Source organism: Marinimicrobium hydrolyticum (assembly GCF_030848505.1).
Taxonomy (GTDB): Bacteria; Pseudomonadota; Gammaproteobacteria; order Pseudomonadales; family Cellvibrionaceae; genus JAVDDU01.
In genome coordinates this window covers 81,589-104,669 of the sequence record NZ_JAVDDU010000004.1, presented here as the reverse complement: position 1 = coordinate 104,669, position 23,081 = coordinate 81,589, and the positions used below count along the sequence as shown (strand labels likewise).

Genomic DNA, 23,081 nt, shown 5'->3' with positions numbered 1-23,081 from the left:
GGCTTGTTACGATTTTTGCGCTGACTGCCCGCTGCCTTCGGAGGCCTTTGCCTTGCGGCCATTTCCTCTGGGTCTTTCAGCGTCTCCCGCCTTGCCATTGCTTCTGAGACTCTGCAGAGCGTGGCGCTCCATTTCAATTTCCATTGCCGTGCGGTAGCCATTTTGGCGCAGCATTCGCAAGGGTGGACACCAGCCTTGCAGTGCGTGTTGCAACAAAAATGCACTGACTCCCAGGGGCACGGTGAGAAATAAGCGGTTCACAAACAGGCCTAACACGCTGCCGCCTAATATTAACGCAGAGGCGTTGGTCTGTAGTGCGCGCTCAATGTCCCACTCCTCGTTCAGTTCTTGAAGTCTTTGTTCAATTAACTCTGGATGATTCTGGTGATACTCAATGGAGGCTTCAGTAGCGCGTTGAATGCGCTCATTGAGCTCTTCCGGTGTATTGCTGTTGACTCGATCCGCAGTGGCAGACAATTTCATTGGGTTCCTCCTAATGACAAATATTGAAGTAGGTTTTACCTAAAAGGCCAATAAGCCTAAAAGCAAAGAGTGGGCCATGAGGGGAAACCCCGCTCTTTCTGAGTATCTGTCTTCCATTGGCTCTAAGCTCGGTAGTACGCGAATATATTTTTGTAAAAATGACTGATTTTCCGGTGAGGTGCTTCCCGCCTTGGCAAAAAAAACGGGCGTCCCTGCCCTCGGCAAGATCCAGCTTGCTTAAAAACGCCAGTTGACTTGAGCGCTGAAGATATTAACGTTTGAGCTAAAGCTCCCGACCACATTGTTTCCTGTGTCGGGGTCCAAGTTGGCAATATCCGCATCGCCTATAAACAAGTGCGCGTAGCCAGCATCAAACGTAAGCTCCTCGGAATGCGCGTAGTTAAAACCTGCGCTCAACCAGGTGCGATCTTCATCGGGAATGCGCGGAGTCATACGGGTAGGACTGGTTTGCGGTGCGTGGTCTCTGGCAATGCCCGCACGCAGCGTCCAGGGTCCGTCCATGTGATAAGTCGCTCCTAGGGCCGCTCGGAAGGTGTCGCTGTATTCCAGGTCGAGTGTTTCCACCAGGCTGTTGGTTTCGTTGTTGACTACGTCAACGTATTGAATGCTGCTCCACTGGGTCCAGGATACATCCGCGTGGAAGCTCCAATCGTTGTTGAAGCGATGGCTGGCACTGAAGGTCAGAATATCCGGTAGTGTTACGTCAGCTCTAACATTACCCTCGAGCTGATCCAGCGCTTGCGCACAGAGGGTACCGGTGGTCGCACCCGTCTCGCCAACGGGCGCGCCTGCACCGGGCTCGCAAAAGGCGTTGCGCGAAAAGTTCGCGCGGCCGGTCAGGCCGAAGGTTCCGCCTTGGCGCCACGTAAGCCCAAAGGCTGTCGCGTCGTCCAGTTGATAGTAAACACTGAGATCAAAAGTGACATCGTCGGCATCACCCGTGATCTGGCCATAACTGTCAGAACCGGGCGAAGGATTTGTCCCTAAAGTGGAGTCAACTTGACTCTGTAGGGTCACGTCCATCGTTTGGTAGTTAATGCCGAAGCCCACTGACAGTTGCTCATTGACGGCGAAGGCGGCAGTGGCATTGAAATTCAAAACTTCCAATTCGCTGAAAGTGGCGAGATACCGACCAGACCATTCATCTCCCCAGTCACTGGACAGGCCAAAAGGAACGCTTAAGCCCAGGCCAAAAGACCATTGTTCGTTCAGGCGGTGTGTGTAGTACAGATTGGGAATGACCGCGGACTCATTGGTGCGCGAGCCAACGTCGCCGGTGTTAGATCCGCCATCGGTAAACCGTGAACTAGGCCGTACCCAGTTTAGTCCACCCGTCAGCTGCCGCCCTTCTAGTTGGGTCATGCCGGCCGGGTTGAAGTAAACGGTGCTGGCGTCGCCAATATTGGAAGCGGTGCCAGCAAAAGCGTGGCCCAAATGCGCTGGGCTCTGTTCCAATAAATAAAATGAAGAGGCATGAGTCAGTGGCGCCACTAATATTGCAGAGGTAACGGCTCCGTACAGCACTTTTTTTCTGAAGCGCTTTTTACGTTCTATCGCTTTGTTCGACATGACAAACCTCCCTTGTTTATAAATGAGTCGCCCTAAGCGCTGTGCGCCGCCGTATGCATCTCGGTAGCGCGCCCAATTTTCCTTTAGGTAATTCCGGATAGCTTCACCTAACAGCTACGAGTAGCAGTACTAAGCAAAGTTTCATTGCCGATTCGGGGTTTGTTGAGGAGAAATATCCGGTCCGTTGTGCCCGTGTCATTGAAAAGAACACGCGGATCTTTATACTGGGGTGCAAGTAGGCCAAGCCAAAGGAGGGAGTGCTGAGAATGCTATGGTTTCTTGTGCTGCACATATCCGCACTGCTTTTCTGGTGTGCGGCACTGCTCTATCTTCCTGCGCTCATCGTTGGGGCAGCGAACGAGCAAATTGAAATTACTGAAACACCCTACCGCCAGGACTCCGTGGCGCGTTTTGTTTTTACGCACATTGCAACACCTGCGGCGTTGTTAGCGATTATCTTCGGCACTTTGGTGTTCGTTGTGGAGCCAATACTGGATCCTTGGCTAATCGTGAAGTTAACGCTGGTGGCTGGGCTGGTTGTGGCGCATGCCTCATCGGGTCTTCTGGTATTGCGCCTGGAGCGTCAACCGGATGAATCTCAACGCTTGTGGTGCTGGGTGCTGGGTGTAGTGTTGTGTGTGCTTATGCTGTTGATTGTGTGGATTGTCCTCGCTAAGCCGCCCGCGGAGTCCTTTCCCTGGCTAACGGGGGCCTTTGTATGAAAAAGCTGATGGGCTTTGTTAGTGGATACTTAGGGTTTCACGCGTCGGCGCAGCGCTTCTTCCGTATTGACACCTACCCCATACTCGTAAACCAACTGACCGCCCAGAAAAGCACTGGCAGCGATCAGTGCGCCGGTCAAAAGCGAAAGGTACGCGCCCCACGGCACGATAAAGACGACAGGGTCGGCGTATCGCAACAGCCAATTGAGCGTGGCCAAAGACAACATCATTACCGCCAGTATGGCATGGGACCAAGCGGTAATCAGCCGGCGGATGCGCATGACCAATACAAGGTCAATCAAGCCAGCTGTGCCGGCAACCCACCCACCGATGGTACCGACCCCCGCGAGCCACAAGCCGGCCCGAGCCCAAAAAACGTCTTCGGTCAGTATGTACCCCAAGTCCGCACCAATCAGCAGGATCAACGCTGCGACAGGAAAATGAATCAACGCGGGGTGAATGGGATGGCCGCGGATCGACATCTTGCTCAGTATGGGTTCCAGGGGCATTGGCTTACTCTCATCCGTAGCGGGTTTTGGAATGCTGTCCAGAAAAGATTAACAGGCCTGAGCTGGGTATTCATCCCCATCTTGCTCAGCGGCTGCGCGGGACCGTACTCCACATTGGATCCGGCCGGCCCTTCTGCACGAATTGCCCTTTGGCTCTGGTGGGCCATGGCGGCCTATGCGGGCGTGGTGTTGTTGGTGGTTTTAGGGCTTTGGATTTATGCCATACGTCATAAGTACGACGACTCTGACACAAACACGACTACGCGATTAAATCGGCGCTGGATTATCGGCGGCGGCTTGGTATTGCCGCTTGTTAGCATTACGGCGTTGTTGATTTTCGGTATCCCTGCTGGGCACAAAATGCTCCCTTTGCCGCCAGAGGATGGTGAGGCGTTTCGAGTCGACGTCACCGGCCACCAATGGTGGTGGGATGTGCGCTACCCCGATTCCATCGTGGCTCTGGTGAATGAAGTCCATATTCCCGCGGGCGTGCCGGTGGATGTGCATTTGCGCAGCGCGGACGTGATTCACTCCTTCTGGGTGCCGCGCTTGGGTGGCAAAACCGACATGATTCCTGGCCATACCAACGTGCTGCGGATACAAGCGGATGAGCCGGGCGTGTATCGCGGCCAATGTGCGGAGTTTTGTGGCCGTGACCACGCGCACATGAAATTTGTAGTACACGCCCACGCGGAGGAAGATTTCGAGCAGTGGTGGCAGGACGCCCATGAGGAGTTGGAAGCGAATGATTAATAACAGCGCTCACAACAACGGCAGCTTGCACCAACAATTGGAGCGAATTTGGGCCAACCTGCCGGGCTGGGGCACGCTATCGGCAGTGAACCACACCACCGTTGGCTTGCGCTTTATTTTAACCGGGGTGGTGTTTTTTCTGATTGGCGGCATTTTGGCCATGCTGATGCGCACCCAATTGGCCCTGCCCGAACAGGAAATTCTGCACGCCGAATTGTACAACCAAATCTTCACCATGCACGGCACGGTGATGATGTTCCTCTTCGCCATCCCGATTCTCGAAGGTTTGGCGATATATATGATTCCCAAAATGATCGGTGCGCGCGATCTGGTCTTCCCGCGCATCAGTTCCTTCGGTTATTACTGTTATCTATTCGGTGGAATCATCATTCTTTCCAGCCTGTTTCTGGGCGTCGCGCCCGATTCCGGCTGGTTTATGTATACGCCATTAAGCAGTTCCACATACGCGCCGGGCCCTGGTTCCGATTTTTGGTTGCTGGGCGTTACCTTTGTGGAAATATCGGCTATGGCCGCGGGTGTCGAGTTAGTAGTATCGATTTTGCGCACCCGCACCAACGGTATGACGCTCGGCACCATGCCGATTTTTTGTTGGTATATCCTGGCCATGGCGTTGATGATTGTCTTTGGCTTTCCGCCCTTGATTCTCGCTAGTATATTGCTGGAGCTGGAACGCAGCGCCGGCTTGCCATTTTTTGAAGTGGCTGGCGGCGGCGATCCACTTTTGTGGCAGCACTTGTTTTGGCTCTTTGGTCATCCTGACGTCTACATTATCTTCCTGCCCGCCGCCGGTGTGGTATCCACCTTGTTGCCGGTGTTCGCGCAGCGCCCCCTGGTGGGCTACCGTTGGGTGGTGTTGTCCATCATTGTTATGGGGTTCATCAGTTTCGGGCTGTGGGTGCACCATATGTTCACCGTGGGCATTCCTCAGTTGGCGCAAGCGTTTTTCTCCGCGGCGAGTATGTTGGTGGCGATACCGACGGGGATACAGATCTTTGCCTGGTTGGCGACTCTGTGGACGGGAAAGGTAATTTTCGCGCTGCCCATGCTGTGGATTATGGGCTTTTTATTCATCTTTGTGGCCGGGGGTTTAACGGGTGTCATGCTCGCGTTGGTCCCGTTTAACTGGCAGGTCCACGATACCCATTTTGTCGTCGCGCACATGCACTACGTGTTGGTTGGGGGCATGCTGTTCCCCGCGTTGGCAGGCTTTTATTATTGGCTGCCTCAGGCCACCGGGAGTATGCCGACCAAGAAGTTGGGTTACTGGGGCTTCTGGTTGACCTTCGTCGGCTTTAATCTGACGTTTTTCCTGATGCACTTGACCGGCTTGATCGGTATGCCCCGCCGCGTTTACACCTACGAGGCCGGCTTGGGCTGGGATTGGCTCAATCTGCTGTCGTCCATCGGCGGTTTTGTGATGGCGGCCGGCATAGCGGCCATCATTGTGGATATTGCGTTGCACTTCCGGTTCGGCCGCAAGGCCGCCCGTAACCCCTGGAATGCCGACACCTTAGAGTGGGCGGTCGACAAACCCCAGAGCACCTACAACTTTGTCAGTCTACCGACGGTAACCAGTCGCCATCCGCTCTGGGAGGATCCGAAACTGCCGGACACCATGGCCGAGGGCAAGCACGGTCTGGCCACGAGTGATCACGGTCGGCGGGAGATTTTTGGTTGCGACCCGATCAGCGGGCGCACCCGTGAAATTATGCACTTGCCCACCAATTCCTGGTGGCCGCTGTTGGCTGCGGCCGCGCTCGCCGTCGTGTGCATCAGTTTGTTGGTACGCACCTACTGGCCGGCCCTGGGAGCGACGCTTGTAGCGCTGGTGTTTTTCCTGTGCTGGAGCTGGGAGAACGGTGTACACCCTAAGGCGGCGCCCATTGAAGGAACCGAACCGAACGACTTCCCCTTGCACTCGCGTACCCAGGACGGACCAGGCCTGTGGGGCATGGTCGTGGCGTTGTTGGCGGATGCCACCCTGTACATGTCTCTGCTCTTTGGCTGGTTTTATTTGTGGACGGTGGCGTCAGAGTGGCAGGTGCCTGAGCAAACACCGATCGCACTGGTCCCCTTAATCGTCAGTGGTGTAGTGCTCAGCGTGGCGGTGGTTTTTTACCATTGGATCGTGTCGGGTTTGAAACAAGGGCGCGGCGATCGTCTTGAAGGGAATTTTTGGTGGGTAACGCTGCTGGGCCTGGCGCACGTGCTGCTGATTGTTTGGACGTTTGCGAGCTCGACGCTTTCTCCCACTCAGTTGGCGCACGATGCGGTGCTAACGGTAATGCTGATTTATGTATTAATACATTCTGGCCTGGCGACGATAACGACAGCCTTGCAGGCGCTTAGGGTTAGAAAAGGCTATGTCAGCAAAGCCTTGGTGTATGAACCCATTGTGTTGCGGCCGCTGTGGATTTATACCCTGGGCATTTTCTGGCTGAGTATCGCCGCTTTTATTTTGATGCCGCTTGGCTGGGGAGCGCACTGATGTTGGCACCCACCCACCCGATGCAATTGGCGTTAGGCCTTACGGTATGGGCCCTCTGGTTTGTGGTTTGGTACTCGGCTCTGTCCCTGGGCTGCGCGCTGGCGCCGCCGGAATCCATTGGTGCTTCCCTATCCTGGATCAACTGGCTCCTGATTGCCTTGAGCTTACCTTTCATCGCGGTACTTTTGTATTGGGCACGCCGAAGCTGGCGTGCTTCGGTTGATGCAGGCTTAACGGCTACGGCTCGTTTTATTGCTCAGGTGGCCGCTGGCGCTCACCTGGTGGCCGCAGGTGCCGTGGTTTTTATGATTCTGCCCGGATTGGTGTTGCCGCCGTGCGTGTAATAGGTCCGTGCCTGTTGGGGCTGCTGTTTTACAGCCCCGTGGCCATGGCGCACAACCCACTGAGTAGCGACGGGCAGGAGCAGCTAGCGGCCATAGTCAGTGCACTCCTTCTTATGGCCTTTTGGGGAATCTATGGTTTAGGTTCCTGGCGTCGCCGCCCAACACGTGGTCAAGCCTTCCTATTCCACGGCTCGGCACTTCTGTGCGCGTTAGCTTTGCTGGGGCCTTTGGATGATTGGGCCAAAACCAGCACCGCCGCACATATGACCCAGCATATGATGCTTATGGTGGTAATAGCGCCTCTGTGGGTTCTGAGCCGACCGCTGCCGCAGATGGTCGCCGGCGCGGGACGAGTCGCCCTGTGGTGCTCCCGCCCTATGCTGCGTTTGGTGCGCCATCCAATGTTAACTGCCTATCTTCATGCCGCCGCTATTTGGATCTGGCACACACCCGTGTTCTATATGGTCGCCGTAGAAGACCCCTGGTGGCACGCGTTTGAACACGCGTGTTTTTTGCTGACCGCCGGTTGGTTTTGGTGGTCCATAATGACCGGCAGCGAGCGCCGCGCACCCTGGGCACTGCTTGCGTTGTTATTCACGCTTATGCACACGGGTTTCTTGGGCGCATTACTGACCTTCGCACAGACGCCACTTTACGACGAAGCGCGCAGCCTTACCGACCAGCAATTGGCGGGTTTAATAATGTGGGTGTTGGGTGCCATTCCCTATCTGGGTGTCTCTGCTTGGATTGGCCACCGGTGGTATCGACAGTTGGTACGGCGAATGGAGATCGACAAAACTTACCCCCATGCCTAAGGTTGCGGCCTCACGACGTTATTGCCCTCTCGGCTGAAAGTGAGTTTACGAATGAGGGATCGAGTGGCGCTGTTTATGGCTCTCTGTATCAGCTGGAAAAAATTTCCTTTGAGTACGTAAATTTTTCCTTTCTAAATTGATCCACGCTATTTCCAAGTAAATTCGTTAATGAGACCGTATAGCCGGGAAACATCGACTCGGCGGAGCGGGGGACTCACTATTGCGGGGATTTGGGGTAAAACTAGTTTGCTAATGAAAATGCGCGGCTGCGCATATAGTCACAAAGTCATTATTTTCTCTGGCTGGCCCGCCGATTGCACATTCCCGACAGAAAAACGCTTACGACGAAAACGTTTCTGACATGGAAATGAATATTGTTACCACGCGTTGAATATAAGTCACCCTCCGCATGCAACCAATGGGGAAGACTCATGCCAAAGTGCTTGCAAAGAATATTTGTACAGAAAAAAGGCTAACAGTGTAATGATTTTTTTCTTAGGTAGTACCGCAGCTGCGCTCCTTGGCAGCCAGATATGGCCAAGCGGAGGAGCCGCCAATGCATGCGTATAATCGGGATCGATTTCTAGCTGAAGAATCATCGGGACTTCAGGTGTTGTTAGTGGAGGACAGCGAAGGCGACGCTGATCTCTGCCGGCATTACCTGGAAGAGGGGTTTGGCACCCGTATAACCATTTTGCACGCTACCCGAGTAGAAACTGCAGAAACATTGATGCGCAATCATACCGTGGATGTGGTGTTACTGGATTTGGGATTACCAGATTCCAAAGGAGTGGCCACAGTCGCCGCCATTCGAAGCTTCGCGCCCGACATTCCTATTGTGGTTTTAACGGGCAACCGAGATGCAGAGTTGGGCATTCAGGTGATTCGAGAACACGCGCAGGATTTTTGCGCCAAGCAAGACTTGAACGCCACCTTGCTCATGCACTCTATTCGCCATGCCATTGAGCGTCACCGTTTGCAAACACAATACTCCCGGGTGTTGGAAACCAGCCCGGACGGCGTCGTGGTTTTAAGCAAAGATGGCACAGTGTTATTTGCCAATCAGATGGCCTGCACCCTGTTGGACCTTGACCCCATAAACTCAGTTGGGCTGCCACTGCCGAAGAAACTTAGGAGTTCAGGCAATAGCGAAGTTACCCTGTCTGGGCAGCAAGTGGTGGAAGTTCGGTCCGTGGATGTGGATTGGAATTCTGCGCCAGCGGCGCTGATTGTTTACCGGGACATTACATCGCGCAAGAGAGCGGAGCTGCGTTTGAAGGAGCTGGTGCAATTTGATCAGCTCACTGGCCTGGCGAGCCGCACCTACTTCTTCGACTATTTGGCGCGACAGATCAGCAGCGTCGACCGGAAAAAGTACCTGTTAGCCATGCTGTTTATCGATCTGGACCGCTTCAAATACGTCAACGACACCATGGGCCACGATTCTGGCGATGAGCTGTTGTGCCAGGTGGCCAAGCGCTTGAAGTCTTCAGTGCGCGAAGAAGATTTTTTGGCCCGGCTTGGCGGCGACGAGTTCGCTCTTATCCTGCCGTCTTTTTCCAGCCCTCAGGAAATCGCTCATGTGGCAGAGAAATTGATACATCGCTTCGAGGCGCCATTTGAAGTTCATGGCGCAGAAGTGACCATAGGCTTGAGCATTGGTATTGCGACCTACCCTGGCTCGGGTACCGGTGTTAAGGCCTTGTACCGGGCCGCCGATACCGCCATGTATCGGGCCAAAGAGCAAGGCACAAACCACTTTCAATTTTACGCGGACCATATGCAGGATTCAGTATTGAATCGCATTCGAATCGAACAAGCCGTGCGGAAGGAGGTCGCGGACGACAGGTTTTGGTTTGCGTTTCAACCTTTGGTGAGTGCAGGTGACGGTGCTACTGTGGGTATGGAGGCTCTCATCCGTTGGCCAGAAGATTCCACTCTATGTCTGGGGCCTGAAGAATTTATTCCGGTGGTTGAACACATCGGTCTCATCGGCCAAGTCGGGCGCAAAGTTTTACGTTCAGCGGCGGCTATGGCAAAGGTTGCCATGGAGCTAACCAACGTGCCCGTTCGCGTGTCCGTGAATGTGTCGATGCGGCAGTTGTATGAGAACCACTTGGGTGCGGAGGTAGAGAAAGTTCTTAAAGAGTTTGGCTTGCCTGCGGACTGCCTGGAGCTTGAGTTAACGGAAAGCTCCATTATGGGTGATCCGGAGCGGGCCCAAAGAACACTGGAGGAAGTCAGGGCGCTGGGCGTAACGGTAGCCATTGACGACTTTGGCACGGGTTATTCATCACTGAGCTACTTGCGGCGCTTGCCCGTGGACGTGCTTAAAATCGATCAGAGCTTCGTTCAGGATATTGGCCACAACCAGGAGACTGAAGCCATCTTACACAGTCTCGTGGGGTTAGCGCACGCACTCAAATTAAAAGTCGTCGCCGAGGGTGTCGAGTCTCAGATACAACGCGACTTTCTTACCGATGCTGGGTGCGATATTTTGCAGGGTTTTCACATCTGTCGGCCCGGAACACCAGCGCAGATAACCAATTGGCTGCGTGACCACCCCCCGGCGCTTTAGGCGCACTCGCTTTAAGGAAATTGTCATGCTGCGCGGCGGTAACAAAAAAAATCGCTCTGAAAGAGTGCTGACTAAAAGCCTGCCGATGTTGATGGGTGTCATTGTGTTCGCCGTGTTTTTGGTTTGGAGTTGGAGCCTATACACGGGCTGGGCGCCTTCGCCGATGGTTGTACTGACCACAGGGGTTATCGTCTGCACTTGCTTGGCGGCGATCGCGTATCGGGCTAAGCGCTTTCGTCCGGAATCCGATCAGGAGCGGGTGCACACTTTGGAAGCCGCCGTGGAGCGTTACCGAAACGTTATTGATACAGCACCTTCGGCTCTGGTGATGGTGGACCCCAAGGGGTCAATCTGCTTGGTGAATCGCGCCGTAGAACGACTGTTTGGTTACAGTCGAACGGAACTGCTGGGCGAACCCGTAGAGATTCTTTTACCGGAAGCCGCGCGCGGGCATCACGCGGCTTACCGCAGTCATTATGTGAGTGACCCAAAGCCGCGTATTATGGGCCAGGGCCGGGACCTGCACGGACGCAGTAAAACCGGTGCTTCAATTCCCATTGAGGTGGGCCTTACCCCCATCAGAATGCCCAATGGTACTTATGTCTTAAGTGCCATTGTGGATCTCACCTTTCGTAAGCAGGCGGAACGTGAACTCGCCAAAAAAACCGCGGAGATTGAAGCGGCCGAGAAGCGCTATCGCGCTGTGGTGGATACCTCGCCCTCGGCACTGGTCATGATCAACAGCGATGGAAAAATATCTCTGGTAAACCAAGCGGCGGAGCAACTGTTCGGCTACGAGGATGGAGAGCTTTTGGGGCAGGAGGTGGAAATCCTGTTGCCAAAGTCGATACGCGGAAATCATGTTTCGTTCAGAAACCACTTCTTCTCTCAACCCGAGCCTCGGGTTATGGGGCAGGGGCGGGATCTTTACGGGATCAGCAAGCAAGGAGACGAAATCCCCATAGAAGTGGGGCTGACGCCCATTGAAATGCCCGATGGTTTGCATGTACTGAGCGCCATCATTGATTTAACCCACCGCAAACAGGCGCAAAGAACGCTTGCCGAACAAGCCGAAGAGCTGCGTCGCTCCAACGCGGAATTGGAGCAGTTTGCCTATGTGGCGTCTCACGATTTGCAGGAGCCACTGCGCATGGTGCGCAGTTATACCGAGTTATTGGAGCAGAAGCTTCAAGACAGCTTGGATGAAAAAACCCGCAAGTATATGCACTACGTTATTGAAGGCGCGGAGCGGATGCAGCGTTTGATCAGTGACCTGTTGGCCTTTTCACGGGCTGGTCGCCGGGAGTTGGAGCGGGATCCAGTGGACTTCAACAAAGTGCTCAGTCATGTGGTGACTTTATTGCGGGCTACCATTGAGGAACGCCCCGGCGCCAAGGTTACCTGGGATCCACTACCGGTACTTTGCGCGACCGAGTCCATGGTGGTACAGCTGTTTCAGAATTTGGTGGGTAACGGACTCAAATTTCAGGGTGATGAACCACCGCGTGTGCACGTGAGCTGTGAAGCCAAAGGAGATACTTGGCTGTTTTCGGTTACGGACAATGGTATCGGTATCGATCAGAAATACGCCGATCGGGTATTCCTGGTCTTCCAGCGCCTACACGAACGAAGCCGGTATCCGGGAACCGGCATTGGTCTGGCCATTACCAAGCGTATTGTCGAGCGCCACGGGGGTGAGATCTGGTTCGAATCTCAGCCCGGGCACGGTACGACGTTTTTCTTCACTTTGCCCATGCATCCAAAAGGGCAGAAGGACCCTCCAATATGACCAAGCGCGTACGGCCGATCGAAATTTTGTTGGTGGAAGATAACCCCGCCGACGTGGATTTAATTCTGGAAAGTTTTGAGGAGTCGACGACTCCCAGCCGCCTCCATACCGTGAGTAACGGTGAGCTGGCTTTGCAATTTCTGAATCGTGAAGGCGACTACGCTGAGGCCGTGCAACCGGATATTATCCTGCTAGACCTGAACTTGCCGCGCATGGATGGGCGCGATGTTCTCGCCGTGGTGAAGAGCGATCCGCAGTTAATGCATATACCGGTTCTGGTGTTGACATCCTCCGAAGCGGAAAAAGACGTTCGCGATTGCTATCAGTTGCACGCCAACTGTTACATCATCAAGCCAGCCGGGCTAAAGCACTTTTATCAAGTGGCGCGAACCATTGAGGACTTTTGGTTCGGCGTAGCGGTGTTACCAGTCCCGCCTTAGCAGACTCTTTTTTCTTCTGCGCACGGCGATGCCAGCGGGAGTGGCCCCGGCGGTAAATGGCTCCGGGGCGCTGCGTGCTAGTGGCTAGCGTTGTACCGTGTCACCTTATAACCTTCGTCCTCAAGCATCTTGAGTACGCTGTGGGGGCCTGCCAAATGCATAGCGCCCACCAATACCAACTCGGTGCCCGGCTGAGAGAACATGGCTTCCAGTTGCGGCAGCCATTGCTGGTTGCGTTTGATCAGCAACAGCTCGTACAACTCAGGAGACTCCTCGCGCATGGGTTTTCCCATCTCTTTATAAATAGTGTCCATATCGCCGCGGCGCCAAGCCCTAACCAGGGCGGTCATCATGTCATCAAAGTTGTTTAAATCCCTAAGCGTTGATTCGATCAACCAGTCACCATCCAGTCCGGTCATGGCTTCCATATAGCCAAGCACTTCTTCGGTGGTTTCCAGATTGCCCAACGGCAAATCATCCGCACGTGCGCGTTGGTAAAAATGCTCATCCACGCCGCCTTGTATGCCCCGGCGCTGGGATTCAAACACCACTAGCACCATGCTCAGCAGTGCCGGATCAAACGGTTGGTACATGGCTAGTGGGAATTGCGTCTCTTTAGCGTAGGCCTCCAGACGCTCCCAGACCGCCGGGCTCAGTTTTGATTGGAGTGAGCGTCCCTCGGGGTTTTTCATAACCTCCATCATCTGCATCCCGAAGGCCGGGTTCAGGGCCTCACCCAGATCCATCTCGAAATACACCCGGTCGGCCTGTTCATAGGCTCGATCGAAGGCATCGGGCAACGGAAACTCATCCGGGTGCAGTAAATGAATGGTACCGCCCACCAAAATGCGGCTTTCGCCGTCGGTGACTTCAAACAGCGTGGTTTGGGCCAGGGCGGGAATAGAAACAAATAGCAGAAGAATGCCCAAAAACCGGCTTCGGATGGTGTCCATGGCTTGCCTCGTGTATGGATTGTTATTGAGCAGCAAGCCTAATCTGCAGGTGAATTGAAAGCAACGCTTAATGGACTAATCGATCAGCATGGACAAACGCACGTCGGCACCCAATCCCCATGCTCCCAACTGCAAATATTTGCTAGTCATCAGAGTTCTGGTAAGGCAATGTAGGCGCCATTCAGCGGCACATCGGTATAGGTGGGAAGGGTCGCCACTAACGGATTAACTCGCCCAAAAAAGGTGCGAATGAGTATTTATGGCACAAAAATTTGCCGTTGAGAGAGTTTCAGGATTACCATGGCAGACACCAGTACAACTGGTCAGGACTCAAAATAAAAACCAACAGGGAACAGCGAATCTATGAACCCCTTTCAATCATCAGCCACCCGCTGGTTGGCCGTGTGTTTCTCTACCGTCGCCTTACTTGCCCAATCCGCTTTTGGCGCCCCGAACTCCTCTGCAGCGGAGGGGCCGACCATTGAAGACTACGCCGCTCTGCCCTCTGTCTCCTTAATGGCCATTTCGCCCAGCGGCGAGACGTTGGCCTTTCGAGCCAACACGTCAGGTGAGGACACGCTCGTCGTTGTCTCTCTGAAAACCGGCGAAATGTTAAATGGACTGGGTGTGAATAACCTCCAGCTCCGGCGGGCGTACTTTTTGGCTGAGGATCAACTTATCTTGGAAACCTCCGAGCACCGCCGAGTGCTAGGTTACCGAAGTAGCTTTGATGTCAGCACTGCCTTTGTGTTTAGCCCCCGCTCGGGGAAACTCGAGCAACTACTCACCCCTGGCGACAACATCATCGTAGGCCAAACGGGGCTGGGCCGTATAGTCGGTGTTTCCACGGATCTTAAGCATGTCTATATGCCGGCTTTCGCGTCTTCGCGCCGACGTGCAGTAGGTTTGGTTCAGGGGGGAGGCCCTGAAGCGACCCCTAACTACTCCTTGATGGAGGTGGATTTGGCGCGACCCAGGCGCCCGAGAACGGCCCATTCAGGCACCATCGACACCATCGATTATTTCCTGGACAGCAATGGAGAGCTACTGGCGGAAGAGCGTTTCAATAATCGGGCGAACCGGCATTCCCTCGTGTATTACGCCGAAGAAGGCCCAAAGGATCTGTTCGAAGTGGAAGCTCCTTTTCCGCAACTGGACGTTGAGGGTTTAACGCTGGACGAGAAAGCGCTGGTGATCAGTGACGCTGCACAAGGGCGGCTAAGCTTGAGTGCGCTGAATCTGCATGACGGCTCAGTCGAACCTTTATTTGCACGTGAGAATGCCGACGTGAGCCGCCCCCTTATGGGCGTTAATCGGGTGGTGCAGGGTGTCCAGTACGGCGGTTTTCGACCCAGCTACCAGTTTTTTGATGACGAGCTGAATCAGCGTGTGGAGGCGATTGTCGCCGCTTATCCGGGGCAGTCTGTGAACTTGGTGAGTTGGAGCCCTGACTGGAAGCACTTGGTGATCAAAGTGGAAGGCAGTGCTTCTGCAGGCGATTTTATGCTTTACTCCCAAGGGAAAGAGCCTCGCTTTCTTGCCGAAGCCCGGCCTACTATTGCGGCGGCGGACATCAATCCAATTGTGGAATTTTTCTACCAGGCTCGAGATGGCATGAAGATTCCCGCCCTGCTTACTGTACCCCGTGCCCATCAGGAGAGTTTGCACAAGCTACCCGCCGTCATGTTGCCTCACGGTGGCCCGGCTTACCATGACCGGGTGGGATTTGATTGGCTGTCGCAAGCACTGGCCAGTCAGGGGTATCTGGTGATTCAACCTCAATTTCGCGGTTCCACGGGTTTTGGTTTGGCGCACCTGAACGCCGGCCGCGGAGAATGGGGTAAAAAAATGCAGGATGACGTCACCGACGGGTTGAAAACGCTAATCGGGGAAGATCTCGTTGACCCGGACCGGGTATGCATCGTCGGATGGAGTTACGGCGGGTACGCGGCTTTGGCAGGCGGTGCGTTTACGCCGGAGCTCTACCAGTGCGTAGCGTCCATCAATGGTGTCAGTGACTTGCCCCGAATGATGAGTACCGAAAGAAGCCAGTACGGCCGAAATCACTGGGTATTAAGCTACTGGGAAGACTCTATTGCCAAGGGCGAGGCCACCCGAGACAGCTTGCGCGCCGTGTCTCCAGCCCGCGCAGCGGATAACTTTCAGGCTCCGGTACTGTTGATTCACGGTGAAAATGATCGGGTGGTGGATCATGATCAGTCAAGAGTCATGCGCTCACGCCTGCGGCGGGCTAATAAATCCGTGGAGCTGGTGACTATCCGTAACGACGATCACAACCTGCACCGGGCTGAGAGCCGTTTGGAAACACTTCAACATCTGGTGACGTTCCTCGACACGCATATTGGCGAGCGCGACTAAGCTATTATGGTCAGGCCGATCGATTAAGTGTCGATTTAGCTCCTAAGGAGCAGCTCCAAGGCGGACCCTTGGAGCTGCTTACTTCCACGTAAACTACTCGCTTCCGAGATTCGTCACCGCTCGCGCTGAATAGTAGTCATTGCGATAGGGTTGCTTGTGGTTACAAGTTGCCGTTTTCCTAGGGCTATGGAGGGCGTACAATGCGTGGCCTCCTGTTGTATTCCTGAGCCCGCCCCTATTATGCAGACCAACTCCTCCGGCCAGCTTATGCCCCGCTCATCCACATTTTGGTGGACTGTGGTGATGTTGGCGCTGCCCATAGCCCTGCAAATGTTGCTGCAATCCCTGCTGGGCATGGCGGATGTGGTGATGGTCAGTGGTTTGGGCTCAGAGGCGGTGGCGGCTGTGGGCCTCGCGGCCAAATTACACTTCCTGTTGCTGGTGCTGATGAGCGGGCTGGGCACCGGTTGCAGCGTGCTGGTGGCCCAATACAGCGGCGCAAACAAGTTTTCCAGTTGCCAGCGCACTTTAGCTGTGACCCTGGTGGTGGGTGTGGTCACCATCGTGCCGTTTGTGTTGCTCTTTGGTGTGGCTCCACAAGTGTGGCTGGGCTGGATTAACCCGGACCCGCAAGTGGTGGAGTTGGCGGCGCAGTATCTGCGCATTACCGCTCCAGCGCTGTTGCTGATCCAAGTATCGGTGATTTTTGAAGCCTCTCTGCGCGCGCTGGGTAACACCACCCTACCGTTGGTGGCCGGCGCTGTATCAGTACTGATCAACATCGCACTGAATTATGTGCTGATCTTCGGGCATTTTGGTTTCCCGGCGCTGGGTGTTGCCGGCGCGGCTTGGGCCACTTTGGTGGCCCGGACGCTACAAATGCTGTTTATTGTTGGCTGGGTCTACGGTCGCAATCACGGCTTCGCGTTGCGCTGGCATCACTTTAAGGAAGCCCTGGTCTGGAAGACCATCTCCCGCTTTGTGGCCTTTACGCTGCCTCTGATGATCAACTATGGCATTTGGGGTTTGGGTAATGCCACGTACCACGTACTCACTGGCTACGCCGGAACTCATGCCCTGGCGGTGATGGGCGTGATCGTACCTATTGAAAGCGCATTCTTCGCATTGTTTGTGGGTTTGGCCAACGCCAGTGCGGTGATGGTGGGCAGGAGCCTGGGGGCGGATAAGAAAGATGAGGCCTGGCGGTTGTACAAAATATTCGATCGCCTAACGTTGATTCTAGTGTTGCTTTTGGCTTTGCTGCTTTGGTCGATTCGGCCTTGGATATTGAGCTTTTTTGGGCAGGTAGAAGAACCAGCGGCGAGCTTGCTCAATCACACATTGATTATATTCTGTGTGTTGGTGTGGATAAAAGTTTTGAACATGGTGCGCATTATCGGCGTGCTGCGCGCTGGCGGTGATAATCGTTTTGTGCTGACCATGGACTTTACGGTGATGTGGGTCATTGGATTGCCGGTAGTGGCTTTGGCTATTTTTTGGCTGGAGTGGCCCTTTCTGGTGATCTATGCGCTGATGTTTTTAGAGGATGCTTTCAAATTCTTCCCCGCTTGGTGGCGTATCGGTAAACGCTTATGGATGAAAAATCTCACCCGGGATGGGTGAGATTTTTCGCCGCAAGAGGGACACAAAAAAAGGCGGCTGAATGCCGCCCTGTGAAACCGTCACGCGCTTAGGGAACATTCTAATGTTCAAACCAGTCCTTGGTCCCGCCTTCATAATCGTAAACCTGCGTGAAGCCCGCGTCCTCCAGCTTCTTGGCCGCCTTGGTTGAAGCGTCACAATCGAAACTCGCGCAGTACACGACAACTTTGCGTTCCTTATTGCCGGCAATCGTTTCCACTTTGGACGTGAAGTCGTCTTCGCTCACGGGCACATTCACAGAGGTGCGGATGTGTTCCTTGTTAAACGTGTCCCGAGGTAGAACATTAATAAGCACAAAGTCCTGATGTTGAGCGTCGTTCATAGTTTTCAGATCACTATGACTGATGGGTTGCATTAGTCGCTTCCTCCTTTGAATTTCAGCTTAAGGGTGGGCTGCCGGCTGCAATGCCCTCGGCGGTGCGCGCCGCGAGTTGAGCTTCGTGGTGCCGAAGTATATCCCCGAGAGAAATTACACCCCGTAGCTGCTTGTTTTGCGGGTTGTCCAACACAATGAGCCGGTACACTTGCTGCTCGCGCATGCTCATGGCGGCGGAATCCAAGTCGTCGTCTTCAAAGCAATAAAGTACTCGATGGGTGGAACAATCCTGAACCAGGCATTCGGAGGGATTCAGGCCCTCGGCAACGGCGCGTATAACAATATCCCGATCCGTTATAACGCCTTCCAGTCGGCCGTTTTCTTCATTACCAATAGGCATAAAGCCGCAATCCAGATCACGCATTTTCCGCGCGACCTCTTGAAGGTTCGAGCCGGGGGATACGAACTCACAGTTATCGCTCATTACGTTTTTCACTTTCATAACGTACTCCTTCGGGAAGTGGTTTCTGGGGAGTACCGCGAATGGCAAGAACACGGGCCTCCAGCCAGCGTGTTAACGACAACGAGTCAGTATCAACCCGCACTGTCTCGGCATCGGCGAGTTGACGGAAAGTGACTCAAATGAATACGGTCAGCTTGCCGACCGCCTACTAGTGGGGACCGGGAACCCGGGAGCGAGTTCCGTATGGGCGCAAGCCCGAAGTGTCGTGCGGGTCACGCCGTGGTCATTAAAACACAAAGCAAAACAGACACTAAGGCGTCATAGGTTGTAGCGCTCCCAGCATTCGTAGCGACGCAACGTCCGCTGGGAGCCCATAAGGGACGGTCCCCGTCAATCCATCGTCTTGTCACCCGTGTAATTAAGCTGCCATTGGATTCCAAATTTATCGACGCAGGCACCGAATTTGTCCGCCCAAAACGTCTCACTCAAAGGCATAACAATTTCGCCGCCCTCGGATAGCTGATTAAAAAGCGACTCCGCTTCGGTGGCGCTGTCCGTTTCGAGGGTGATTTGCATATTGTTGCCGACTATCAGCTCCTGCGGCATGTTTGACGTGAAGTCAGTTCCCATCAAGGTAGCGTGTTCCGTCAAGGGCAGGGAAACGTGCCCGACCAGGTCCTTTTCCTCCTCCTTTAAGGGCGGCATGTCCTCCATGCCTCCCATTGGCGGAAAATCTCTGAAGCGCATGATGCCCCCCATAAAATCGCCGCCAAAGATGGATTTGTAGAAGTTGAAGGCCTCCTCGGTGTTGCCTGGAAAGTTGAGATAGATATTGACTGATTTCATGATTGCTTCTCCTGTTGGATAGTGGTTTAGGGGAACGTGGTAATCCGGCTGGCACGATTTGCTCCCACCTATCGTCGAACGAGGCTTCTGAAAATCGACAGGCTCAAAGAATCTGTAGTGCTATGGAAGAGCACACTTGAACTTGGTTCCCATTGTGAGGCTAAAGCGGAGTGCTGAGTACCGGAAAAGGGCGTGAACTGATCGGCGGCGAATGGCCCTTAAACTATGGATGTCCTTTTATCTCGCTAGCACGCCGGAAATTATCAATGAGAAGTTATACACCACGGACAAGGAGGCCGTGGCTGCTGTGGTGGGCATTCGCAAGCGTTACTGTCAGGAAGGTATATGCCCCGGGGCGATCTGGATGCAAGTAGAGGGTTTTGGGGACGCTGGAGCAAAGATCGGGATTAAATTCGTCGTTTTACCCAACGAAAGATCGTGGCATTGGCAAGCTAATCGCTTTAGGGATCGGGGGTGAATTCACGAAGACTCTCGGCTGAGACGCCGGACCCGATCGGCCACTCTTTGCGCCTACTGCGGGCACTGTTCGTCGACTCGTCTGGAATGAAATAATACAAATATCGCTTTGCTGAACTATCCGCATCGATAATAAAGGTAGCCCAGGTTAGCTCCCAAGCTTGTCCGGTGGGCCCATGCAGTGGCACTCTGACAGAGACGTAAGGTTTATCTTCCCATCGCTCTTCTTTGCGGGACATCAGCGAGTAGTATACCTGCATGCTACCCCAGTCCGGGCGCGGCAAATCCGCCAACCCCGTGGCTGACACACGAGTGCTGAACAAACGGCTCTCAACGGTTAGGGTCGCATGAGAACGGCTATCAATAATATAGGTGACCCGTATATCATCCAGTGGCGCGGGTGCTGAATAGACAGTTTCTAGCTTTGAAAGCGGCGCCACTATCTCTTCATGTGCACTTGCAGATTCGTGCCGAAAAGCAAGCGCCAGCGTCAATAGGGCCAGGACAGACCAAAGATGGTTTAACATCGCGCGTACTCCAAAGAAAAGAACGGTGTCCCTTGAGTGCTCTTCGCAGGCATCACATGGTTGTAAATTTTTTGTTCATGCGGGGAGTATCATTTATTCGTACACACCGCGTAATATATACACTTCCGATAACCCTGGAAAAAAGTCAGCCTTACCGCGTTTCCGCGCGTGAACGCTACCTCTAGCCATTGGTTTTCAGCACCTTCAATCAAAATTCCTCCCGTTCGGGACTTCAAGCCCTGCTCGAAGTAATCCATGTATCGCCGAGACTTTTCCAGTCCGTGCAATCGCTCGGCGAGATAACGCTCTGATTGAAGTAACCGTGACCAGTTTTCGCTCAAGGCTTTAACTTCGGAATCGTTCAGGTTGCCGAAAAGTGTTTGATCGGCATGCACTCTCTACTTCTTTCTCATGGCCTCGGTCAACAGCGCTCCCATGGAGCCAACCGCTGGAGCGCCCTGGCCTTTTCCTTGACGTTGACCTTGCCCGCCGTTGTGCGTGCGCTGTGCATGTCGGCCACCGCCATCAGTTCTTTTCGCTCCACGGGATTCACTTTCCCCAGGCACGTCATCCAAACGCATGGACAGGCCGATGCGCTTGCGCGCCACGTCCACCTCCATCATTTTGACCTTGACGATATCACCCGCCTTAACCACTTCGCGCGGATCTTTCACAAAGGTGTTGGAGAGCGCGGAAATATGCACCAGGCCATCTTGATGCACGCCCACATCGATAAAGGCGCCGAAGTTGGTGACGTTGGTGACGGTGCCTTCGAGGATCATGCCTTCTTTCAGGTCTTTGATCGTTTCCACGCCTTCCTGGAACTGAGCGGTTTTGAATTCCGGGCGCGGGTCACGGCCGGGTTTGTCCAGTTCCAGAATAATGTCGGTAACAGTGGGCAAACCGAACGTTTCATCAATGTAGTCGGCGGCCTTGAGGCTACGCAAAAACGGTGAGTCGCCGATCAAGCTTTTTACCGGCCGACCGCTAGCGTGAGCGATTTTTTCCACCACGCTGTAGGACTCCGGGTGCACTGCGGAGGCGTCCAATGGATTATCGCCACCAGCCACGCGCAAAAAGCCGGCCGCTTGCTCAAACGTTTTGTCTCCCAAGCGCGGGACTTTTTTCAGCGCATCACGGGATGTAAAAACGCCATTGCTGTTGCGAAATTCCACAATGTTGTTGGCCAGCGTCTGGTTAAGACCAGAAACCCGTGCCAGCAAGGGCGCCGACGCGGTGTTCACTTCCACTCCCACGGCGTTTACACAGTCTTCCACCACCGCATCCAGGGAGCGTGCCAGTTGGGTTTGCGACACGTCGTGTTGATATTGGCCTACGCCGATGGATTTGGGGTCGATCTTCACCAGTTCCGCCAACGGGTCCTGCAGGCGCCGGGCAATAGAAATAGCGCCGCGAATGGTGACATCCAAATCCGGAAATTCTTTTGCCGCGAACTCAGAAGCCGAGTACACCGAGGCGCCGGACTCGTTCACCATGACGCTGGTGGCGTTCAGGTCATTGTGTTTTTTGAGCACATCTTTAACAAATTTTTCCGTCTCCCGCGACGCGGTGCCGTTGCCAATGGCAATTAGACTTACCTGATGCTTTTTGCACAACTCCACGACCACCGCTTCGGCTTGAGCAATTTTGAATTGGGGCGCGGTGGGAAAAATGGCGCCGTGATCCAGTACTTTACCGGTGGCATCCACCACTGCCAGTTTAACGCCAGTGCGCAATCCGGGATCCAGTCCCATGGTGGCTTTCTGGCCGGCCGGTGCCGCCAGTAGTAGGTCTTTCATATTGTCGGCAAAGACTTTGATGGCGGCTTCTTCGGCTTTTTCCCGCAGCTCACCTAACAGGTCGGTTTCCAGGTGCGTGAGCAACTTGACCCGCCAGGTCCAGCGCACCACTTCCGCCAGCCACTTATCGGCCGCCCGGCCCTGGTCACGCACCTGCCAGTGCTCGGCCACCATCACTTCGCCGGGGTGCCCGCCACTGCGTTCGGCCTCATCACCCACGGTGAGTGCCAGAGTCAGTACCCCCTCATTGCGGCCACGGAACATGGCCAGAGCCCGGTGGGAGGGAGTGGATTTAAGGGGTTCGTCGTGTTCGAAATAATCGCGAAATTTTTGCACTTCCTGGGCGTTGTCCGCCTCTTTTCCAGAGACGACGCGTGCGCTGAGCTTGGCTTCCTGGTGTAGGAAGTGGCGCAGTTTGCCCAATAGCGCCGCATCTTCACTGAAACGCTCCATAAGAATGTACTTGGCGCCGTCCAGTGCGGCCTTGGCGTCGTCGATCTTGTGTTCCGCGTTGAGGTATTTCACCGCTTCGGTTTCCGGATCCAGCGCCGGGTCGGCCAGAAGCGCGTCGGCCAGGGGTTCCAGACCCGCTTCCCGGGCGATTTGCCCTTTGGTGCGGCGCTTGGGCTTGTAGGGTAGGTACAAATCTTCCAGGCGGGTTTTGGTGTCTGCCTGACGAATGTCTCGCTCCAGCTCCGGGGTCAGCTTTTCCTGCTCGCCAATGCTCTTCAGAATCGCGGCGCGCCGGTCTTCCAATTCACGCAAGTAACGCAGGCGCTCTTCCAGGTTGCGCATCTGAGTGTCATCCAGGCCGCCAGTCACCTCTTTCCGGTAGCGGGAGATAAAAGGCACGGTGGCGCCCTCATCCAATAGGGCCACGGCGGCCGCCACTTGTTGTTCACGGCAGTTAAGTTCTTCGGCAATGCGTTGGGAAATACTGTTCATGGGCAAGCTGACTCTGATAACGGGGTCTGTTCAGGTGAGTGCCAACGGCTGACGTCGGACACCTTGAGTGGGGCCCGGTGCGGTCGCCGGGCCTTAAGCTGAGCCGCTTATTATGCGCAAAACCCATGGCGAGAACAGTCTTGTTTTTGGCAAAAATCTGTGCGCGCATAAAAATACTTGCG

The 23,081-nt window shown here is 54.5% G+C and carries 19 protein-coding genes; 10 read left to right on the top strand and 9 right to left on the bottom strand.

Going from position 1 to position 23,081, the window contains the following annotated elements; translation table 11 throughout:
• Window positions 1–6: 6 nt before the first annotated feature.
• Both RBH33_RS09060 and RBH33_RS09055 read right to left on the bottom strand, forming a co-directional pair.
• Window positions 7–483 carry a hypothetical protein gene (locus tag RBH33_RS09060; RefSeq protein WP_306731853.1) on the bottom strand — a complete coding sequence of 159 codons (477 nt, stop codon included), beginning with the start codon at window positions 481–483 and terminating at the stop codon, window positions 7–9.
• Window positions 484–720: 237 nt separating this feature from the next.
• Window positions 721–2,073 (bottom strand): OmpP1/FadL family transporter, encoded by a 1,353-nt coding sequence (locus RBH33_RS09055; RefSeq protein WP_306731852.1) that lies wholly within the window; start codon window positions 2,071–2,073, stop codon window positions 721–723.
• A 266-nt stretch (window positions 2,074–2,339) separates the two neighbouring features.
• Here RBH33_RS09055 and RBH33_RS09050 point away from each other — a divergent pair, with 266 nt between their 5' ends.
• Window positions 2,340–2,795: a CopD family protein gene (locus RBH33_RS09050; protein ID WP_306731851.1), complete on the top strand. Its 456-nt coding sequence runs from the start codon at window positions 2,340–2,342 to the stop codon at window positions 2,793–2,795.
• A 29-nt stretch (window positions 2,796–2,824) separates the two neighbouring features.
• Here RBH33_RS09050 and RBH33_RS09045 read toward each other — a convergent pair whose 3' ends face one another.
• A complete protein-coding gene (locus tag RBH33_RS09045; RefSeq protein WP_306731850.1) occupies window positions 2,825–3,304 on the bottom strand; it encodes a DUF2231 domain-containing protein in 480 nt (159 codons plus the stop codon).
• Between RBH33_RS09045 and coxB the strand changes: the two genes are divergently transcribed.
• The 7 genes from coxB to RBH33_RS09010 all read left to right on the top strand — a co-directional run bounded on the left by coxB (window position 3,236) and on the right by RBH33_RS09010 (window position 12,532).
• Window positions 3,236–4,057 (top strand): cytochrome c oxidase subunit II, encoded by an 822-nt coding sequence (gene coxB, locus RBH33_RS09040; protein WP_306731849.1) that lies wholly within the window; start codon window positions 3,236–3,238, stop codon window positions 4,055–4,057. The two genes, RBH33_RS09045 and coxB, sit on opposite strands and share 69 nt — an antisense overlap.
• Window positions 4,050–6,566: a cytochrome c oxidase subunit I gene (gene ctaD, locus RBH33_RS09035; protein ID WP_306731848.1), complete on the top strand. Its 2,517-nt coding sequence runs from the start codon at window positions 4,050–4,052 to the stop codon at window positions 6,564–6,566. The genes coxB and ctaD overlap by 8 nt, the downstream gene beginning before the upstream one ends.
• The gene (locus RBH33_RS09030) at window positions 6,566–6,910 is read left to right on the top strand and encodes a hypothetical protein (RefSeq protein WP_306731847.1); all 345 of its coding nucleotides are present in this window, start codon (window positions 6,566–6,568) and stop codon (window positions 6,908–6,910) included. Before ctaD ends, RBH33_RS09030 begins: the two co-directional genes overlap by 1 nt.
• Window positions 6,901–7,725, top strand: coding sequence for a cytochrome c oxidase assembly protein (locus RBH33_RS09025; RefSeq protein WP_306731846.1), 825 nt, complete (start codon window positions 6,901–6,903; stop codon window positions 7,723–7,725). Before RBH33_RS09030 ends, RBH33_RS09025 begins: the two co-directional genes overlap by 10 nt.
• Before the next feature lie 556 nt (window positions 7,726–8,281).
• Entirely contained in the window at window positions 8,282–10,303 is a 2,022-nt protein-coding gene (locus RBH33_RS09020; protein WP_306731845.1) for a putative bifunctional diguanylate cyclase/phosphodiesterase, read from the top strand.
• Window positions 10,304–10,328: 25 nt separating this feature from the next.
• On the top strand, window positions 10,329–12,092 hold the full coding sequence (locus RBH33_RS09015; protein WP_306731844.1) for a sensor histidine kinase: 1,764 nt from the start codon (window positions 10,329–10,331) through the stop codon (window positions 12,090–12,092).
• Window positions 12,089–12,532 carry a response regulator gene (locus RBH33_RS09010; RefSeq protein WP_306731843.1) on the top strand — a complete coding sequence of 148 codons (444 nt, stop codon included), beginning with the start codon at window positions 12,089–12,091 and terminating at the stop codon, window positions 12,530–12,532. Before RBH33_RS09015 ends, RBH33_RS09010 begins: the two co-directional genes overlap by 4 nt.
• Before the next feature lie 77 nt (window positions 12,533–12,609).
• On the opposite strand, the gene RBH33_RS09005 is transcribed toward RBH33_RS09010, so the two are convergent.
• Entirely contained in the window at window positions 12,610–13,485 is an 876-nt protein-coding gene (locus RBH33_RS09005) for a TraB/GumN family protein (RefSeq protein ID WP_306731842.1), read from the bottom strand.
• 363 nt (window positions 13,486–13,848) lie between these two features.
• On the opposite strand from RBH33_RS09005, the gene RBH33_RS09000 reads away from it, so the two are divergent.
• Window positions 13,849–15,864 (top strand): alpha/beta hydrolase family protein, encoded by a 2,016-nt coding sequence (locus RBH33_RS09000; RefSeq protein ID WP_306731841.1) that lies wholly within the window; start codon window positions 13,849–13,851, stop codon window positions 15,862–15,864.
• Between the two features lie 240 nt (window positions 15,865–16,104).
• Window positions 16,105–17,487, top strand: coding sequence for an MATE family efflux transporter (locus RBH33_RS08995; RefSeq protein WP_373568248.1), 1,383 nt, complete (start codon window positions 16,105–16,107; stop codon window positions 17,485–17,487).
• A 79-nt stretch (window positions 17,488–17,566) separates the two neighbouring features.
• Here RBH33_RS08995 and RBH33_RS08990 read toward each other — a convergent pair whose 3' ends face one another.
• From RBH33_RS08990 to RBH33_RS08970, 5 genes are all read right to left on the bottom strand, one after another.
• A complete protein-coding gene (locus tag RBH33_RS08990) occupies window positions 17,567–17,881 on the bottom strand; it encodes a rhodanese-like domain-containing protein (RefSeq protein ID WP_306731840.1) in 315 nt (104 codons plus the stop codon).
• 22 nt (window positions 17,882–17,903) lie between these two features.
• Entirely contained in the window at window positions 17,904–18,344 is a 441-nt protein-coding gene (locus RBH33_RS08985) for a CBS domain-containing protein (RefSeq protein ID WP_306731839.1), read from the bottom strand.
• A gap of 351 nt (window positions 18,345–18,695) precedes the next feature.
• Window positions 18,696–19,151, bottom strand: coding sequence for a VOC family protein (locus RBH33_RS08980; RefSeq protein WP_306731838.1), 456 nt, complete (start codon window positions 19,149–19,151; stop codon window positions 18,696–18,698).
• 461 nt (window positions 19,152–19,612) lie between these two features.
• On the bottom strand, window positions 19,613–20,155 hold the full coding sequence (locus RBH33_RS08975; RefSeq protein WP_306731837.1) for a hypothetical protein: 543 nt from the start codon (window positions 20,153–20,155) through the stop codon (window positions 19,613–19,615).
• A gap of 398 nt (window positions 20,156–20,553) precedes the next feature.
• Entirely contained in the window at window positions 20,554–22,899 is a 2,346-nt protein-coding gene (locus RBH33_RS08970; protein ID WP_306731836.1) for a Tex family protein, read from the bottom strand.
• Window positions 22,900–23,081 lie beyond the last annotated feature (182 nt).

Coding starts and splice junctions, on each gene's coding strand:
- RBH33_RS09060 (WP_306731853.1), bottom strand. CDS start 483: ATGAAATTGTCTGCCACTGCGGATCGAGTCAACAGCAATACACCGGAA.
- RBH33_RS09055 (WP_306731852.1), bottom strand. CDS start 2,073: ATGTCGAACAAAGCGATAGAACGTAAAAAGCGCTTCAGAAAAAAAGTG.
- RBH33_RS09050 (WP_306731851.1), top strand. CDS start 2,340: ATGCTATGGTTTCTTGTGCTGCACATATCCGCACTGCTTTTCTGGTGT.
- coxB (WP_306731849.1), top strand. CDS start 3,236: ATGAATCAACGCGGGGTGAATGGGATGGCCGCGGATCGACATCTTGCT.
- RBH33_RS09045 (WP_306731850.1), bottom strand. CDS start 3,304: ATGCCCCTGGAACCCATACTGAGCAAGATGTCGATCCGCGGCCATCCC.
- ctaD (WP_306731848.1), top strand. CDS start 4,050: ATGATTAATAACAGCGCTCACAACAACGGCAGCTTGCACCAACAATTG.
- RBH33_RS09030 (WP_306731847.1), top strand. CDS start 6,566: ATGTTGGCACCCACCCACCCGATGCAATTGGCGTTAGGCCTTACGGTA.
- RBH33_RS09020 (WP_306731845.1), top strand. CDS start 8,282: ATGCATGCGTATAATCGGGATCGATTTCTAGCTGAAGAATCATCGGGA.
- RBH33_RS09015 (WP_306731844.1), top strand. CDS start 10,329: ATGCTGCGCGGCGGTAACAAAAAAAATCGCTCTGAAAGAGTGCTGACT.
- RBH33_RS09010 (WP_306731843.1), top strand. CDS start 12,089: ATGACCAAGCGCGTACGGCCGATCGAAATTTTGTTGGTGGAAGATAAC.
- RBH33_RS09005 (WP_306731842.1), bottom strand. CDS start 13,485: ATGGACACCATCCGAAGCCGGTTTTTGGGCATTCTTCTGCTATTTGTT.
- RBH33_RS09000 (WP_306731841.1), top strand. CDS start 13,849: ATGAACCCCTTTCAATCATCAGCCACCCGCTGGTTGGCCGTGTGTTTC.
- RBH33_RS08995 (WP_373568248.1), top strand. CDS start 16,105: ATGCAGACCAACTCCTCCGGCCAGCTTATGCCCCGCTCATCCACATTT.
- RBH33_RS08990 (WP_306731840.1), bottom strand. CDS start 17,881: ATGCAACCCATCAGTCATAGTGATCTGAAAACTATGAACGACGCTCAA.
- RBH33_RS08985 (WP_306731839.1), bottom strand. CDS start 18,344: ATGAAAGTGAAAAACGTAATGAGCGATAACTGTGAGTTCGTATCCCCC.
- RBH33_RS08980 (WP_306731838.1), bottom strand. CDS start 19,151: ATGAAATCAGTCAATATCTATCTCAACTTTCCAGGCAACACCGAGGAG.
- RBH33_RS08975 (WP_306731837.1), bottom strand. CDS start 20,155: ATGTTAAACCATCTTTGGTCTGTCCTGGCCCTATTGACGCTGGCGCTT.
- RBH33_RS08970 (WP_306731836.1), bottom strand. CDS start 22,899: ATGAACAGTATTTCCCAACGCATTGCCGAAGAACTTAACTGCCGTGAA.